This window comes from Bacillus sp. G1(2015b) (genome assembly GCF_001482475.1).
Lineage (GTDB): Bacteria > Bacillota > Bacilli > Bacillales > Bacillaceae > Bacillus > Bacillus safensis.
This window is the reverse complement of sequence record NZ_LKIC01000012.1, coordinates 61287-76324: the sequence shown is the minus strand read 5'-3', so window position 1 is coordinate 76324 and position 15038 is coordinate 61287. Positions and strand designations below refer to the sequence as shown.

The 15038-nt window shown below is 41.5% G+C and carries 17 protein-coding genes; 9 read left to right on the top strand and 8 right to left on the bottom strand.

The features are described 5' to 3' along the window. Positions 1-155 precede the first annotated feature (155 nt). Positions 156-713 carry a YufK family protein gene (locus tag AMR95_RS08390; protein ID WP_039181089.1) on the top strand — a complete coding sequence of 186 codons (558 nt, stop codon included), beginning with the start codon at positions 156-158 and terminating at the stop codon, positions 711-713. Positions 714-756: 43 nt separating this feature from the next. Here AMR95_RS08390 and AMR95_RS08385 read toward each other — a convergent pair whose 3' ends face one another. The 3 genes from AMR95_RS08385 to AMR95_RS08375 form a co-directional block, all read right to left on the bottom strand. Continuing rightward, a complete protein-coding gene (locus AMR95_RS08385) occupies positions 757-1167 on the bottom strand; it encodes a thiol-disulfide oxidoreductase DCC family protein (RefSeq protein WP_058838076.1) in 411 nt (136 codons plus the stop codon). Between the two features lie 18 nt (positions 1168-1185). Further along, positions 1186-3087: a transglycosylase domain-containing protein gene (locus tag AMR95_RS08380; RefSeq protein ID WP_058838075.1), complete on the bottom strand. Its 1902-nt coding sequence runs from the start codon at positions 3085-3087 to the stop codon at positions 1186-1188. A 108-nt stretch (positions 3088-3195) separates the two neighbouring features. Next, positions 3196-4374, bottom strand: coding sequence for an MFS transporter (locus AMR95_RS08375; RefSeq protein WP_221885112.1), 1179 nt, complete (start codon positions 4372-4374; stop codon positions 3196-3198). A gap of 217 nt (positions 4375-4591) precedes the next feature. Here AMR95_RS08375 and kapD point away from each other — a divergent pair, with 217 nt between their 5' ends. Then, positions 4592-5209 carry a 3'-5' exonuclease KapD gene (gene kapD, locus AMR95_RS08370; RefSeq protein ID WP_058838073.1) on the top strand — a complete coding sequence of 206 codons (618 nt, stop codon included), beginning with the start codon at positions 4592-4594 and terminating at the stop codon, positions 5207-5209. Here kapD and AMR95_RS08365 read toward each other — a convergent pair. Further along, positions 5206-5598: a kinase-associated lipoprotein B gene (locus AMR95_RS08365; protein WP_058838072.1), complete on the bottom strand. Its 393-nt coding sequence runs from the start codon at positions 5596-5598 to the stop codon at positions 5206-5208. The two genes, kapD and AMR95_RS08365, sit on opposite strands and share 4 nt — an antisense overlap. Positions 5599-5689: 91 nt before the next feature. On the opposite strand from AMR95_RS08365, the gene AMR95_RS19230 reads away from it, so the two are divergent. Then, a complete protein-coding gene (locus AMR95_RS19230; RefSeq protein ID WP_180272437.1) occupies positions 5690-5866 on the top strand; it encodes a hypothetical protein in 177 nt (58 codons plus the stop codon). Here the strand turns inward: AMR95_RS19230 and AMR95_RS08360 are convergent, their stop codons facing one another. Together AMR95_RS08360 and AMR95_RS08355 are read right to left on the bottom strand one after the other, a co-directional pair. After that, positions 5867-7159, bottom strand: coding sequence for a sensor histidine kinase (locus tag AMR95_RS08360; protein ID WP_047203298.1), 1293 nt, complete (start codon positions 7157-7159; stop codon positions 5867-5869). It abuts the gene before it with no gap. 133 nt (positions 7160-7292) lie between these two features. After that, positions 7293-8468 carry a MalY/PatB family protein gene (locus tag AMR95_RS08355; protein ID WP_058838071.1) on the bottom strand — a complete coding sequence of 392 codons (1176 nt, stop codon included), beginning with the start codon at positions 8466-8468 and terminating at the stop codon, positions 7293-7295. Positions 8469-8551: 83 nt separating this feature from the next. Between AMR95_RS08355 and AMR95_RS08350 the strand changes: the two genes are divergently transcribed. Next, a complete protein-coding gene (locus AMR95_RS08350; RefSeq protein ID WP_058838070.1) occupies positions 8552-8812 on the top strand; it encodes a DUF1871 family protein in 261 nt (86 codons plus the stop codon). On the opposite strand, the gene AMR95_RS08345 is transcribed toward AMR95_RS08350, so the two are convergent. Then, positions 8809-9633, bottom strand: coding sequence for an alpha/beta fold hydrolase (locus AMR95_RS08345; RefSeq protein ID WP_058838069.1), 825 nt, complete (start codon positions 9631-9633; stop codon positions 8809-8811). The two genes, AMR95_RS08350 and AMR95_RS08345, sit on opposite strands and share 4 nt — an antisense overlap. A gap of 175 nt (positions 9634-9808) precedes the next feature. Here AMR95_RS08345 and AMR95_RS08340 point away from each other — a divergent pair, with 175 nt between their 5' ends. The 3 genes from AMR95_RS08340 (at position 9809) to yugI (ending at position 12094) form a co-directional block, all read left to right on the top strand. Next, a complete protein-coding gene (locus tag AMR95_RS08340; RefSeq protein ID WP_003213765.1) occupies positions 9809-10309 on the top strand; it encodes an Lrp/AsnC family transcriptional regulator in 501 nt (166 codons plus the stop codon). Continuing rightward, positions 10310-11503 (top strand): aminotransferase, encoded by a 1194-nt coding sequence (locus AMR95_RS08335; protein WP_039181074.1) that lies wholly within the window; start codon positions 10310-10312, stop codon positions 11501-11503. It abuts the gene before it with no gap. A 198-nt stretch (positions 11504-11701) separates the two neighbouring features. After that, a complete protein-coding gene (gene yugI / locus AMR95_RS08330; protein ID WP_008345795.1) occupies positions 11702-12094 on the top strand; it encodes a S1 domain-containing post-transcriptional regulator GSP13 in 393 nt (130 codons plus the stop codon). 58 nt (positions 12095-12152) lie between these two features. Here the strand turns inward: yugI and AMR95_RS08325 are convergent, their stop codons facing one another. Next, positions 12153-12389 carry a DUF378 domain-containing protein gene (locus AMR95_RS08325; RefSeq protein WP_003212952.1) on the bottom strand — a complete coding sequence of 79 codons (237 nt, stop codon included), beginning with the start codon at positions 12387-12389 and terminating at the stop codon, positions 12153-12155. A 144-nt stretch (positions 12390-12533) separates the two neighbouring features. Between AMR95_RS08325 and AMR95_RS08320 the strand changes: the two genes are divergently transcribed. After that, positions 12534-13697 (top strand): iron-containing alcohol dehydrogenase, encoded by a 1164-nt coding sequence (locus tag AMR95_RS08320; protein WP_034282535.1) that lies wholly within the window; start codon positions 12534-12536, stop codon positions 13695-13697. A 120-nt stretch (positions 13698-13817) separates the two neighbouring features. After that, positions 13818-14990 (top strand): iron-containing alcohol dehydrogenase, encoded by a 1173-nt coding sequence (locus AMR95_RS08315; RefSeq protein ID WP_058838068.1) that lies wholly within the window; start codon positions 13818-13820, stop codon positions 14988-14990. Positions 14991-15038 lie beyond the last annotated feature (48 nt).

The window sequence follows — 15038 nt, the reverse complement described above, 5'->3', positions numbered from 1 at the left end:
AACAGTAATACTTTAACGGGAAAATGTAAGTTTGTGAAGGAATGTACGTGCAAAATCATAAATTTGATTTTGCTGTCAGTTTACTTTGAAAGCATCTTGTCAATCCGTTTTAAGTGAGCCATAATAAATGTGAGCTTATGAGAAAGGAACTATTTATGAAAAATACATATTTGACTGGATATTTTCCGCTGATTTCAATCTTACTATTCAGCTCTGCTTTTTCGATTTTTACAGTAGGTATCACAACTGATTTCTTGACTCAAGCAGGTATTTTAAAAGGAATGCTGGAATTTTTCTCAGAACAGGGCATCCGTCTTGCTCTCTTTGCCGCTTTTGCACTTGTTTATTTTATGATCTTATCTGCCTTAAAACTAATTGCAGATACGGTATTAGAGCTGGCGTTACTTTTTTTCGCTAAGGACCCTGAAGGAGAGAACTTAAAGAAAATTCGGATTGCATCCGTTGTTTATTTATTTGCCAGCTTGCTTGCATTTCTGTTGACGCAGCAGCTCATTCTGCTAGTCGGACTTTTTGCATTAGCAAGTCTTGTCTATTTTATCTGGGTTGTGGTTCGCATTTATCAATCGCTTAATATGCTGAATTTGATTGGATTTATGATGTTTATTCTGCTGTTTTGGGCGACATTTTTGATCGGTATTTTGTACTTATTTATTAAGCTTTATAACAGTGTGATGGCAAGTCTGCCTTCGTAAGCAGACAAAGAAAGCATCCTCCTATCATTGGAGGATGCTTTTTTTATGAAAGAAACCGCTTTTGAATATCGGGTGTAGGCATCATACAAGATGTTTTTTGACCAAACCATTTGTAGCGATTTTTTGCAATCAGCTCATAAAACCAATCACGGATTGGGCGAGGTATGGCAAGGAGTAAAAAGCTCCATCTGTAGATCCCTTTTAAATGCCGCGCCGCTTTTAAGATGCCTGTTGACTTCGTATAAAGTGTTCCTTTTTCAATATAAATGAATGAATTGAACTCTTCTAAAGGCAAACCGTTTTCCTTTAAAATACGCTGTCCTGTATCTGATTGTAATGAAGCGAACATCATCCGTTCTTTCGGATCGCGCATAATCACAAATTGAACAGCTCCGCTGCACACGTTGCAGACACCGTCAAATAAAATTAAATGGGGTGGATGTGTTGAATGCATCGCAATCAAACCTCCTGTTTATCTGGCGTATTGCATCGTATTTTTCCAAATACGTAAGTGCGGGCTTGAATGATAAATCGATTCAACCGTCCCTCTATCTCTTCCGACCCAGACACCCATTGTGTACTGATCTGTCAGTCCCACAAACCAAATATCTTTGTAGTCATTGGATGTTCCTGTTTTACCACCGATGTAAGGGGCATTGAAATTCGCTTTTTTCCCTGTTCCACTTTTCACAACGGAGGAAAGAAGCTTACGCATCGTTTCATTTGTCCGCTGAGAATATACTTGCTTTGGCGACTCTTTCCACTTGTAAAGGGTCTTGCCGTTTAAGTCTGTCACTTTTGTGATCGAATGACTTTGTGTGTAGGCTCCTTGGTTGCCAAAAACGGTGTACGCATCTGTTATTTCTAGCGGTGAGAAGCCTTTCGTAAATCCGCCAAGTGCAGAAGGAAGGCGGTAATCATCTGCTACGATATGCTCGAATGAGAACTTCTCTAAATAGCTGAAGCCTTTTTTGACACCTACTGTATCCAGCATTCGGATCGCAGGCGTATTGTAAGAATTTTTAAAGGCTGTTTCAAGTGTGACTGTTCCATACGTTTTATGATTATAGTTCTGCGGGCAGTATCCGCTGCTGCAAAACTTGCCGGCACTGATGGTGCTTGAAGCTGTTGCGCCGGTTTGATCAATATAAGGCGCATAGTCTAAAAGCGGCTTAATCGCAGAACCAGGCTGTCTTTGCGCTTGATAAGCGTAGTTGAAATCAAATTTCTTATAGTTTTTCCCGCCAGCAAGTGCAACAATTTGATGCGTTTCATGATTAATGACGGCTGATCCACCTTCGACCCCTTGGTAAGGCAATTGAGCATTGAGCTGATAGACAGCTCTTTTCTGTAAGGAAGGGTCAAGCGCCGTATAAATCTTCACGCCATCCTGGAGCAGAGCACTGACCTTTTCAGATAATTCTTTTTGAATCGCCTTTTTTGCTTCAGCCGTTTTGGCCTTCTTCAATCGTTTTGTAAAGCCCTCCTGATCAGACACAAGATCGGTAAACTCTTCATTGGCATATGTCACATAGTCAGGATAAAGGTTTTTCTTTTCACTTAAGGATAGGCTGATTTTTTCTTTAACGGCTTTTTTGTATTGCTTTTTGGTGATGACGCCATCTTTCTTCAAAATACCAAGCAGCCGTTCTTGGCGTTTCTTTGTGTGCTTGAACTGTTTTAATGGGTCATACAGTGTTGGGTTGTTTGGAATAGCAGAGATAAATGCCATTTGTGCGAGTGTTAAAGAACTAAGCGGCTTATCAAAATAGTAATTAGCCGCAGAACCGACACCGTAAACACCATTACTGAAATAAATCGTATTTAAATAGCTTTCGAGAATTTCATCTTTCGAGAATTTCCGCTCAAGTTCATAGGAATAGAGCAGCTCTGTAAACTTTCGGCTGAACGAACGTTCATGGCTTAAATATAAGTTGCGGGACAGCTGCTGTGTGATCGTACTCGCTCCTTGGCTGATGCCATGATTTTTGACGTTTGCAGCAAGGGCACGAACTACCCCCATAAAGTCAATGCCTTTATGGTCATAAAAGTTGCGGTCCTCAGAACGAAGGAACAGCTCCTTCACAGGTTCAGGAATTTTATCGTATTTCACAAACACTCGGTTCTCATCGTTTGAGACGATCTCGGAGATAAGAGAACCATCCCGGTCATACATATAACTGTTTTGGGAAAAATCTATCTTTTCCAGCTTGATTTTTTGATCAAGCACTTCGTTAACAGGCTTTACACTTGCAGCTTCTTCCTTTGATAGATAAAAAGTCAGAGCAAATAATGGGATGAGGGCAGCAAGTAATAACCAACCAATGATTGCACGAAACATGAGGTCACTCACTTTCTTCAATTTTCTAGCCATATCGTACCATTCTTTTGCGGATACGAGAAGGTTATTTTTAGAAAAGAATGGGCGTGAAGTCTAGTGAATAAGGCTTTTCCGCAAGAAAAAAAGAGTGTCTGAAGATGATCAGACACTCCTTTCCTTTGTCTTCGCATGCGAGCGGACCGCCCATAAAAATAACGCGCCAAACAGAAAAATGCCGGCAGTGACATAAAAGACAGCTGGAATCCCGTAATGACTCGCCACAATGCCGCCGATTACCGGACCGACGACATTCCCAAGAAAGCGGAAGCTGACATTGTATCCGAGCACTTCCCCTTGCATAGAAGCAGGTGCTTTGATCCGAATATACGCCGTCGTACACGGAATAATGCCGCCAAGTGCCATCCCGTATAGGAAACGGAAAATGACTAACATCACGTACGAATCCGCCATCGCTTGCGGGATGAATAAAATAGAGGAGAGGATGAGAAGGGCAAGCAGCACCTTATCATGACCAATTCGATCTCCGAGATCTCCCCATTTTCGCGTAAACAGCAAATTGCCAAGTCCAGTTGCAGAAAATGCAAGCCCCGCATAAAAAGCGAGATTGACAGGACCATGTAAATCATGAATGTATAAAGCCAAAAGCGGCTGAATGCTAAAGTTCCCTACTTGTGTAATAAACGTTAAAAGCATCGTGACTATAAGTAAAGGCTGTTTGAAAATGTGAAAGAGTACATCCTTCCGTGAGTAAGAAACACGCTTTGCTTCTTTTGACCGGATCGGCTGTTCCTTCACTCCGAAGATAATCACAATAGCTGACACATAAATGACAGCCGCTGTGAGGAAAAACGTATAAATAAATCCGACGCTGTCTGCCATGAATCCACCCATTAATGGGCCAAACAATCCTCCGGCGACATTACTCATCTGCATCGTTCCAAGGGTTTTACCGGCAGTTGCTTTTTCGGTCTGTGCAGAAATCAGTGCCATTGAAGTCGAGATAAAGCCTGTGACAAGCCCCATGAAGAGCCTTAATGCGAATAGCTGATACACGGTGTGCACAAGCCCCATTAATAGAATGCTTGTGGCGATGCCAATACCGTTAATTAATAATATCTTTTTATAGCCATGCCGGTCGCCAATCCGCCCCCAAATTGGAGAGATCAGGAAGGCCGTTAAAAACGTGACCCCAAAGACATAGCCGCTCCATCTTTGAACAAATTCATTTGAATAGCTGCTATCAAGAGATTCTATGTAAAGTGATAAAAAAGGGACGATCATTGTAATGCTCGCAGATACAAAAAAGTTCACAAACCACATGATGTACAAGTTTTTCTTCCTGTTTGTGATAGAGACCACCTTCTTTATTTATTTCGTGTTCCTTAATAATTATAAAGGAAAATAAACGATCTTTCATCAGATGAATAGGTTGGGCGTAGTGAATCTGCATTATTTTCACGAAAATGAAGTGATTTCAAGGTCCACCTTAATATAATGGTATGAGAATGAAAACTGACGAAAAAGTGAGGTGAGACTGGTGGAACAGAAGACGGTGCTTGTGGTCGATTTTGAATTTACGATGCCTGATGGAAAATATCATCCACAAAACTTTTTTCCTGAAATTATTGAAGCTGGGGTAGTGAAAGCAACAGATGAAACGATCATAGACACATTCTCCAGCTACGTCAAACCGAAAAAGTTCCCAAAGCTGACGAAGCGCTGTAAATCATTCCTCGGAATTACGCAGGAGGATGTAGAGAGCGGGATTTCATTTGAGGTGTTTATCGAGAAGCTCGTGTCACTTGATGGGGGAGAGAATTGTGAGATTATTACGTGGGGCAACATGGACATGAAGGTATTGAAGCAAAATTGTATGCTTAATCATATTAGCTTTCCTTTTAAGGGGAAGCTGAGGGATCTTGCCTTTGAATATAAAACCTTTTTTGGTGACCGCACACTGACAGGGCTTCGAAAAGCGGCAAAGGAATACGGCAGTGAAGGAGCTGGTAAGCATCATAAAGCACTCGATGATGCCATGACGACTTATCAGCTGTTAACCCTTTTTGAAAAAGACAGAGCCTATGTGGAAAATCCGCAAACAACCAAAATTGGTGAGCTGATCGATTTCTCGCATTTTTTTGATTCGGCTGATTAACGGACGTCTTCTGGAAAATAATCTTTCTCAAGAGAAGATAGGCACGCTCTTGATTTTTCAGCCCATTTGGAATCATCCGCATGGAGTGCTTGTTTCAATTTATCTACAGCTTCTTTCAGTGACTCTTCATAATCAGGTATATCGCCATCAAAAGGTTTCACCATATGATGAGGGATATTGGTCTGTTCTCTATAGGCCAAAGCCCGCCTCTCCTGGAAAAAAGGCACGTCTGCTTCTTTCGGATGATGCAGGTCGCCTTGAGTGGGATGTGTCAGAATGGCTTTTACTTGAACGAGATAGGTCGATGGTTTCACTGCTGTCACTTCCCCAACGTATACACCTGTTTTATAAAAACCTTTCACAACTTGTCCAATTTGAATGTCTGTCATGTGAAATTCCTCCATTTCCTTCTCATAGGAAGGTATTTCATTTCTTTTAGCCAATATAGTGAAGTAAACGAGCAAAAGGGGGAATGGCGAGATGTCATTCATCGTACTTTTTCTACTATATTTTCCTGAAGATAAAAGGGAGTACATCCCGGCGGCGATCACCACGGTGATGTTCTTTATTGCTGCGTTTATTTGTTTTCGTCTCATCGTGCGTGCGTCTAAGAAGCAGGAGCGGATAGATGAAAAAAGAACAAAAAAAATGGATTAATCATTTTCTTCTTGTATCTTCAGGAAATTTTACGGTGACGGTTGTTCCAGACTGCAGCGAGCTTTTGAAACGTATGGTTCCATGGTGATTTTCAATAATTGAAAAAGTCACTGTCAGCCCAAGCCCTGTCCCTTTGTTTTTCAAGGTGTAATACGGTTCGCCAAGCTTTTTCATTTGGCTTTCTGTCATACCTACACCATTATCAACGAAATAAAGGCAGATTTTATGATTTTCTTTCGAAGCAAAAAGTTCAACCTTTCCTTCATGTTCGGGAGCTGCTTCTATCGCATTTTTGATTAAATTAATCATGACTTGCTTGATCTTCGTTACGTCACCTTGAATGTATAAGTCAGGTTCAATGGATTGATGAATCGTGACCGATTTAAAATTCGCATAGGATGTCATCAGTGATGCACATTCCTCAAGTAATTTAGATAGATTGAGTGATTCAATTTGATAATAGTTTTGTTTTGCGATGTCAAGATAACTCGTGATAATGTCCTGCGCCCGGTCTAATTCGGATAGAACAAGATTTTTATAATCTTTATTGGCAGGCGGCTCTTTTGTATGATCACTCGAAAAGAGCAATTGAATAAATCCTCTCACAACTGTCAGCGGATTGCGTACTTCATGGGCGACACTTGCAGCAAGTTCACTTACAATGGTCAGTTTTTCTGACTGGACAAGCTGTGTTCTCATTTCCGCATTTTCTTTAACGAATTCAATGGAATAGATACTGAGCACAAGAAAGAATATGTAGTAAAGAGTTGAGAAAAATAACTCAAGGAGCTTTTGCTGCATAATAAAAGCTGGGCTGTATTCCAGTAAGCTGACCGCAAGCAGTCCAATGTAAATAAAGAATCCTTTGGATAAACCGATAAGCACTCCGTAAAAAAGCTTATTTGGCTTCGAATATTGATGCCATTTTCGGTAGAACAGGAACGGGATGAAAAAGTAAATTGGGACAACAATGAGTCCAATCCATAAGAAAGAGCCATACATCACGAATTTGACAATGATGCTTATCAAGATGGCAACGCTCCCCGCCATGTATCCTCCGTATAAAATAGCAAGTACAAGGGGAATGGATTGAAGCCCAGTCTGCAAATCTAAAATCGAACCAACTGGATACATAATACATAGTGCTGAAGAGATGGATGCGAATACTGTGATGAGCAGTTTATTCGTTTTTGGGAAATGAGCAGGGGTCCGGCTTAGCCATAGCGCATGATATAAAAAGATTGGAAATAGAATAAAAGATACATGGAGCAGAAAATCCTTGAACATTTCCATTTAAATGCTCTCCTCGTAAATAATAGTAATTCCTCTCATTATATCATTTCATGTACAAAGTAGATATGATAAAAGGAGGGTTTTTTTCTTTAAAAAGAACACCCGTTAGGATGTTCTTTCTACCGTATAGATCTTATTCAGCTGATAGCGTGAACGCTTGATGAAGACGTTTCAGTCCTTCTTTGACTGTTGAAGCAGGACAGCCGAGATTCATCCGAATAAAGCCGTCTCCTTCGTGTCCGTACACGTGGCCAAGCTCTAGGATCACTTTCCCTTTCTTTAGCAGATTCCGCTTTAATTCCGCTTGACTGAATTGATAATCCCGAATGTCCAGCCACAATAAATAAGAAGCATCTGGTTTCATATAACGCATATTTGGAAGATTTTCGTCAATATAGTCCATCGCCATCTTCATATTGCCTTCGAGATAAAGAACAAGGGCATCAAGCCACTCATCCCCGTGGCGGTATGCTGCTTCCATCGCTGGAATCGCAAATGCATTCAGTTTGGACAGTCCATTTCTTTGCAATTCATTGGTGAAAAGGGTTCTTTTTTCTTCATCTGAAATGATAATAGCAGATGCCTGCAGACCCGCTAGATTAAAGGTTTTACTCGGCGCAATACACGTTACCGTGATATGTGCAATGTCGTCAGAAAGGCTGGCGAAGGGCACATGCTGCTTCCCGTAAAGCATTAAATCTGAATGAATCTCATCTGATATGACCGTGACACCATGCTTCACACAGAGGTCTCCAACTCGCTTTAATTCCTCTTTTGTCCACGCTCTTCCAGACGGATTATGCGGATGGCATAGGAACATGAGCTTTGCTTGTGGTCTGCTCAGTTTTTTCTCTAAATCATCAAAATCCATCAAATAACGGTTGTTTTCTATTTTTAAAGGATTGGTTGAGACTGTACGTCTATTTCGCTCAATCATTTGATAAAAAGGTGTATACACTGGTGACTGTATAACTACTTCGTCATGCGGTGCTGTAAAGGCTTGAACAGCAAAACTAAGGGCCGTTACGATGCCTGGTGTAAAAGTGACCGCTTCTGTCTGAATGGTCCATCCGTGTCTTCTTTTGAGCCATCCAGCTACTGCCTGCTGCGTATCCTGATCTTGAAATGCATAGCCAAATACACCATGGTCTAATCGCTCTTTCAATGCATCAAGGACGACCTGCGGCGCTTTAAAATCCATATCGGCCACCCACATCGGGAGGGCATCTGTTGTCAGGAACAAAGACTCTGCTTGATCCCATTTCACTGATTTTGAACCTTTACGTATGATCTGTTCGTCGAAATTCATGAAACCCACCTCTAGCTGTTTTTCAACCATTCTTGGTTGTGCTAAAATAAACATCACAAAATTTATTATAAGCGGTGATACCGATGAAAGATAGTCAAGCTGTAGAAGAGATGATTCAATTCATTAAGGCATGGGACCCTTTTCATTATGGAGAGGATTTTTATGAAACGGAGCCTGCTGACGTCATCAGTGCATTATACGACGCAGAAGACCCGTTATCTTTAGCAAAAGAGATTCAAGCCATCTACCATCACTCATTTGAACAGCTACTTCCGATAGAGAGCTGTCAACAAACTGCGAATCAGCTTTTTGTCTTGCGAGACAGCAGCTCCTGTTCACGCTAAGACAGGCTGAAATGTCCGATTTGATCAGACACAAAGACCGGATTTTCCTCAGGAATGAGGTGCCCGGTTTTTTTTAATGCATGTAAGGTCGAATTCGGCAGATCTTTGTGCAGTCTTTCGCCTATTTGAATGGGAACGATTCGATCTTCCTCGCCCCAAATAAGCAGCACAGGTGTTTCCATTTTCTTTAAAACGTCCGAGGTTAAATCTCCTTCCCGGTGCCGAATCAAACGAAAGATCCCCCGAAAGATTTGATCATCTGAAAATGGTTTTAAATATCCGTCGACCATCTCTTGATCAATGATGGAGTGATCATGCACAACGGCAGTTAAATTTTTCATAATGCCCTGCTTTAAAAGCTTTCTTTTTAGATACAGATAAAAATAAGGAATATATGTGCTGTAAACGAGTGATCTTTTTGACTTATTCAAATATCCAGAGCTGCACAAAAGAACCGCCTTTTCAAATAGGTCGGGCCGCTCAGTGGTAGCGTATAAGGCAATCTGTCCTCCCATTGAATGGCCTACTAGAATCGCATGCTGAATCTGTAAATAACCAGCTAGCTCAATAATAATTTTTCCCATGTTGCGATAGCTGTAAATAAACGTATTCGACTTCTCAGACTGTCCAAATGGCGGCAGATCTATTGCAATTAAATTGAAGTCCTGTTTCAGAAGCGGGATGAGTTTTCGATAGCTGAAGGTAGAAGAGAAGAGACCGTGAATTAAGATCAATGTCTTCTTGCCCTCATTTGGATAGTGCTCGTAATAGATATCTAAACCGAATGTACTTTTCATATAAGCTGGCTGAACAATGTCCACATTCTTCACTCCGATACTTGATACTCTCTCTGTTAGGTGACTGTATTGTACCCTAAAAAGTGGATTTTAAGCTATCATTAGAATCTTTTCCCTGCTTAGCATAATGGGAAAAACGTGCTATAATGTTCAGAAGATTTTTTAAAACTAGCTTTTATAATCTGAGGTGTGAAATCAAATGAAACTAACAGAAAAAGAAACTGAAATATTAGAGATTTTAGATGAAAACAGCCGCGCCGATTTAAATACAATTGCAAAAATGGCAGGCGTGACAACAGAAGAAGCCGAAGCCATCATTCAAAAACTTGAAGATCAAAAAGTCATTATTGATTATTCAACTATGATTGACTGGCGAAAAGTGGATGGCCATGAAGGCGTTACAGCAATGATTGATGTAAAAGTGACACCAAAAAGAGGCGTCGGATTTGACGAAATTGCTGAACGGATTTATCGGTTTCAGGAAGTGGAGTCTGTCTATCTCATGTCAGGTGTTTACGACCTTTCCGTTGTGATCCGCGGAAGATCAATGTCTGATATTGCCCGCTTCGTATCTGAAAAATTATCGACACTTGATTCCGTTGTTTCAACAACTACCCACTTTATTTTGAAAAGATATAAACATGATGGGAAAGTGTTTGAAACAGGAGACGATGACAAAAGAATCGTGGTGTCTCCTTAAATGAAAAAGTCTTATTTATCTGAAACGGTACAAAGCATTCAGCCGTCAGGTATTCGGAAATTCTTTGATTTGGCTGCCACAATGGAAGGGGTTATCTCCCTTGGTGTCGGTGAGCCGGATTTCGTGACAGCTTGGAATGTCAGAGAAGCAAGTATTATGTCATTAGAACAAGGACTGACCTCCTATACGGCGAATGCAGGTTTAATCTCTTTGCGAAAAGAACTGAGCCACTATTTATATAAGCGGTTTCACATTGACTACAGTCCAGAAGAAGAACTCATTATCACAGTTGGCGGAAGCCAGGCGCTTGATTTGGCCTTTCGTGCGATTTTAAACAGCGGAGATGAAGTGATCATTCCAGAGCCTTGTTTCGTAGCATACGGGGCGCTTACGACACTTGCAGGCGGAGTGCCTGTCTATTTAAGTACATCCGCTGAAAAGGATTTCAAAGCGGATTCTGCTGATCTTCGCACAAAGCTGACGCCGAAGACAAAAGCCATTTTGCTTTGCTCGCCATCAAATCCAACGGGATCTGTTTATTCAAAGGAAGAGCTTGAAGATATTGCTCAATTTGCGAAAGAGCATGACCTGCTCATTATTACGGATGAGATTTATGCGGAGCTGACATACGATGAAGCTTTTACAAGCGTGGCGGCTATACAGGATATGAAAGAAAGAACGATCTTGATTTCAGGCTTTTCTAAAGGGTTTGCTATGACAGGCTGGCGCTTAGGATATGTGGCAGCACCACCTGTACTGCGCGATGCCATGCTGAAAATACATCAATATTCTATGATGTGCGCGCCGGCGATGGCACAATATGCGGCAGAAGAAGCATTAAAAAATGGGCTTGAAGATGTAGAGAAAATGAAGAAAAGCTATAGAAGACGCCGTAATTTGTTTGTCGGCTCCCTGAATGAACTAGGCCTCACATGCCACCAGCCAAACGGAGCGTTTTACGCGTTCCCATCGATTAAAAGCACAGGCATGACATCAGAACAATTTGCTGAGGAGCTGCTCCTAAGTGAAAAAGTCGCTGTTGTTCCTGGGAATGTATTCGGACCGAGCGGTGAGGGTCATATACGCTGTTCATATGCTTCGTCACTTGATCATCTTCAGGAATCACTTTCAAGAATTCAGCGCTTTTTGCAGGCTCGACAAGTGAAGGAAGAAGCATCAGCCATCTTAAAATAAAAAAAGGCATCAATCCAAATGGACTCATGCCTCACAAATTAGGGGGGAATACTAGAAAGCATTCTTGTTTTCAGGTATTCCCCCTTTTGATCTAATCTAAACCCATTTAAAAAATATTTTGCGTAACTGCCCGTTCTGTGATATAGTTTTTAATTGCGTATAAACGAATATTAAAACATTTATTTAGGAGTTGTTATCATGGCGACAAAGTTTGAAGTAGGCAGTGTTTACACTGGTAAAGTAACAGGATTACAAGCGTATGGTGCGTTTGTTGCATTAGATGAAGAAACTCAAGGACTTGTGCATATTTCTGAAGTAACACATGGCTTTGTAAAAGACATCAACGAGCACCTTTCAATTGGTGACGAAGTACAAGTAAAAGTTCTTTCTGTTGATGAAAATGCAGGTAAAATCAGCCTTTCTATCCGTGCGACACAAGAAGCACCTGAAAGAAAAGAAAGCAAACCAAAGAAACAAAGACCACAGCAAGTGAAAGAAGAAGCTGCTGCACCACAAGGTTTCAATACGCTTAAAGATAAACTTGAAGAGTGGATTGAGCAATCAAACCGTAAAGACCTTATCAAGAAATAATAAAAAAGCACCGCTTCAAACGGTGCCTTAGGCTGCCTCATGTAGGCAGCCTTTTTATTTAACGAACCTCTGGATTCGGCTCGTCACGGCGAACAGCTTCTTCGCTTGGCTTGAACAACAGACCAAGGTTGACAAGACCTGCAATTCCAACAAGACCATAAATAATACGTGATAATGCAGAACCTTGTCCGCCAAAGATCGCTGCTACTAAGTCAAATTGAAAAAAGCCGATTAGTCCCCAGTTAATAGCACCGATAATCGTGAGCACGAGGGCAATACGCTGAATAGCACTCATCGTGATTCCTCCTTTCGCTACAGCATCAATACATTTATATTTTGCAGATTTTTAGCCAAACTATGCGTAAGAAAATGGATGAAAGCAAATTACTTTACTTTTGGAATGAATGAGGCGCATAATGTAGCGCGAGGAGGAGATCACATGGATCGATTTACTTATTGGAACCCAACGAAATTAATTTTTGGAAAGGGAGAAGTATCAGCCCTTTCAGATGAACTCAAACACTACGGAAAAAACGTATTACTTGTATATGGTGGAGGCAGTATTAAACGAAACGGCCTTTATGACCAAGTTGTCAGCATCCTAAAAGAATCAGGAGCTGCCATCACTGAACTTGCTGGCGTAGAGCCAAACCCGCGCTTAACAACAGTAAGAAAAGGGGTCGAGCTTTGCAAAGAGAACGATATTGATTTTATTTTGGCAGTTGGCGGCGGCAGTGTCATTGATGCGACAAAAGCAATCGCTGCTGGTGCGAAGTACGATGGAGATGCTTGGGATATCGTGACACGTAAGCACGTCCCAATGGAAGCTATTCCGTTCGGTACTGTGTTGACACTTGCCGCAACAGGCTCTGAAATGAACTCTGGATCAGTTATCACAAACTGGGAAACAAATGAGAAGTATGGCTGGGGAAGTCCAGCAGTTTTCCCGAAATTCTCTATTCTGGATCCAGTCAACACATTCACTGTGCCTAAAAACCATACGATTTATGGCATGGTTGACATGATGTCACATGTGTTCGAACAATATTTCCATCACACAGAAAATACACCTTACCAAGATCGTATGTGTGAAGGACTTCTTCGCACTGTCATTGAAACGGCACCGAAGTTGATCAACGATCTAGAGAACTACGAGCTGCGTGAAACGATTTTATTCACTGGCACAATTGCGCTTAATGGAATGCTTTCAATGGGGGCACGTGGTGACTGGGCATCTCATAACATTGAGCACGCAGTATCTGCTGTCTATGATATTCCTCATGCAGGCGGACTTGCGATCTTGTTCCCGAACTGGATGAAACATGTGATTCAAGAAAACCCAGGCCGTTTTAAACAATTAGCGGTGCGTGTATTTGATGTAGATCCTGCGGGCAAAACAGATGAAGAAGTCGGCTTAGAAGGAATCGACAAGCTGTCAGCTTTCTGGACAAGTCTTGGTGCGCCAAGCCGTTTAGCGGATTATGATATCAACGATGAGAAAATTGATTTAATTGCAGACCGTGCAATGGCACGCGGTGAATTTGGTCAATTTAAAAAGCTAAACAAAGAAGATGTTTTAGCCATTCTGAACGCTTCTTTATAATTGAACAACAAAAGATAGCTGCTTGCGGGCAGTTATCTTTTTTTGAGTTCATCGTGTACATATGTTACAGTAGTCTTTCATGTTTTTGGATATATTCGTTGTAAGGAGATGTTTCAACAGATGGAGAATTTTATTTACTACAATCCAACAAAATTGATGTTTGGAAAAGGACAACTAGAAGGACTCAAAAGCGAACTCGCTCGTTATGGAAAACGAGTGTTACTTGTATATGGCGGCGGCAGCATTAAGAAAAATGGTCTTTATGACAATGTCATCCGTGCGTTAAATGAAGCAGATGCTGAAGTGTTTGAGCTGTCTGGCGTTGAACCAAACCCGCGACTCACAACAGTGAAAAAGGGAATCGATATCTGCCAAAAAGAGAACATTGATTTCTTATTAGCCGTTGGCGGCGGGAGTGTGATCGACTGTACAAAAGCAATTGCAGCCGGAGCAGAGTATGACGGTAATGTGTGGGATATTATTTCAAAGAAAACAACCGCTCAAAAAGCTTTGCCGTTTGGCACAGTACTGACACTTGCAGCAACTGGTTCAGAAATGAACCCGGACTCTGTCATCACAAACTGGGAAACGAATGAAAAATATGTGTGGGGCAGCTCTGTCACTCACCCTGCTTTTTCGATTCTAGATCCTGAGCATACGTATTCTGTGCCAGAAAACCAGACAGTGTATGGTATGGTTGATATGATGAGCCACGTCTTTGAGCAATACTTCCATAATGTGAAAAACACGCCTTTACAGGACCGGATGTGTTTTGCTGTTCTTCAAACGGTCATCGAAACAGCACCAAAACTGCTGGAGGACTTACAAAATTATGAGCATCGTGAAACCATTCTTTATGCAGGAACGATTGCTTTAAACGGCACGCTGCAAATGGGTTACTTTGGCGACTGGGCGTCCCATACGATTGAGCATGCTGTGTCGGCTGTCTATGACATTCCGCATGCAGGCGGGCTTGCTATCCTCTTCCCAAACTGGATGCGCCACACACTCGATCATAATGTCGAACGCTTTAAAAACCTTATGCTGAACATGTTTGATATCGAAACAGAAGGAAAGTCAGATCGTGACATCGCATTAGAAGGAATCGACAAACTGTCAGCGTTCTGGACAAGCCTTGGTGCACCAAGCCGTTTAGCTGATTATGACATTGGTGAGGATCAGCTGGACAAAATTGCTGACATTGCAGCAAAAGAAATGGAATATGGTGGTTTTGGAAACTTTATGAAACTTAACCGTGATGACATTCTATCGATTTTGAAAGCTTCTTTATAATTCAGATTGCCGCTTCTCCGAATGAGAAGCGGCTTTTTGCTATGCCAG